General features: G+C 39.2%; 2 protein-coding genes. Both read left to right on the forward strand.

The features are described 5' to 3' along the window. Positions 1-249 precede the first annotated feature (249 nt). On the forward strand, positions 250-990 hold the full coding sequence (gene tatC, locus AC11ZT_RS07800) for a twin-arginine translocase subunit TatC (RefSeq protein WP_484059058.1): 741 nt from the start codon (positions 250-252) through the stop codon (positions 988-990). A 147-nt stretch (positions 991-1137) separates the two neighbouring features. Then, a partial coding sequence (locus AC11ZT_RS07805) for a hydrogenase small subunit (RefSeq protein WP_484059059.1) occupies positions 1138-1855 on the forward strand: 718 nt, incomplete at its 3' end.

The raw sequence follows: 1855 nt of genomic DNA on the forward strand, positions 1-1855 counted from the left end.
CGTGCGTTAGGACAAACGTTAAAGGAATTTAAGAAGTCTACAGCTGAGCTAACGAATGATGTAGTTAGTGAAGTGAAGGAAGAAAAGATCGTGCAAAAAAAGGAAGAGACTAAGGCTGAAACGAAATAAGGTTTAGCATGTATATGTGCTAGTTTGCTCTTTTGCATGAAACGATTTCGTATGTTCTATATGCGAGTCGTTTTTTTGTGAATCAGTATCTAGAACCTTATGAATAGGTAGGGGACGGACATGGAAGATAAAGAATTACAGCTATTGGACCATTTGGAGGAACTACGGAAACGTATTATTATATCGGTCATTGCCTTTGTTGTTTTTTTTATCGTTGGATTTGTGTATGCCATCGATATTTATAAATGGTTTTCAAAAAGCATCGATATGAAATTAGCTGTACTTGGTCCTAGTGATATATTGTGGATTTATTTCATGCTCGCTACTGTTGTTGCCATTGCATGTACGATTCCGGTTGTTGCAATGCAAATTTGGCTATTTGTGAAACCTGCGCTAAAACCAAAGGAGAGAAAGGCTACGCTAACCTATGTGCCAGCACTTTTTCTGTTATTTATCGCGGGGCTTGCGTTTGGGTACTTTGTCATTTTCCCTATGATACTATCGTTTTTGATTGAATTAGGGAAAGATTTATTTTTAGCTAATTTTACAGCTGAGCGATACTTTCAATTTATGTTGAATATGACATTACCGTTTGGTGTATTATTTGAACTTCCGGTAGTCATTATGTTTTTAACATCGCTGGGTATAATCAATCCTTTTATTTTATCAACCGTGCGTAAGTATGCCTACTTTATTCTGGTTGTCATTGCTGTTGTCATTACACCGCCAGACTTTATGTCGGATTTTCTGGTTACGATTCCTTTATTAGTGCTCTATGAAATTAGTATTACAATTTCTAAGATTGTTTACGGAAAACGGTTGAAACGGCAAAAGCAAGAGGAAGAAGAGGCTTCTTACTAAAAATGTTAACCATACAAAAGTAATGATAATGGAGTTTCTGTGAACAATTCCTACAGGCTAGGACGAAAGCCTTATTGTTGTGTTACATTTACCATGAATTTAAGAGCTTTACACAGTTATTCCATGAAAAATGGAGGGATCTAGCAAATGAAAAAGCAAAAAACAATTTATGAAACTGCGATTGATAATGGGGTTACCCGCAGAGATTTCTTAAAAATGTGTACCGTAGTCGCTGCGGCTGTTGGTCTCGATTTTTCACAAACAAATGAAGTGGTAAAGGCGATGGAAACAAGCGCAAGAGTTCCAGTTGTATGGCTACAATTTCAAGATTGTACAGGATGCTCAGAGTCGTTTATTCGTTCGTCCCAGCCAAAAGTTGAAAGCGTTCTATTTGATATGATTTCCCTAGAATATACAGAAGTTCTTTCGGCTGCATCGGGATTTCAAATTGAAGCAGCAATGGAGAAGGTTCTGAAAGATTATAAGGGACAATATGTTCTTGCTGTCGAGGGAAGTATTCCGCAGGAGGGATTCTGTACGATCGGTGGTACAACTGGGAAAGATACGTATATTGAAATGGCGAAAAACGCGAAGGCGGTTATCGCTTACGGCTCATGTGCCGCATGGGGCGGTATCCCAGCTGCTTATCCAAACCCAACAGGCGCACAGCCAATTACGAGTTTCCAAACAGGCACGCCTACCATTCTTGTGCCAGGATGTCCGCCAATTGCTGAAGTTATGACAGGGGTTATTGCACATATCATTACTTTCGGAACATTGCCAGAACTTGATCATCTTGGTCGTCCGAAAGCATTCTACCGCCATCGTATTCATGATAAATGTAACCGCCGTGCATATTTTGATG

The organism is Ectobacillus sp. (assembly GCF_056992975.1).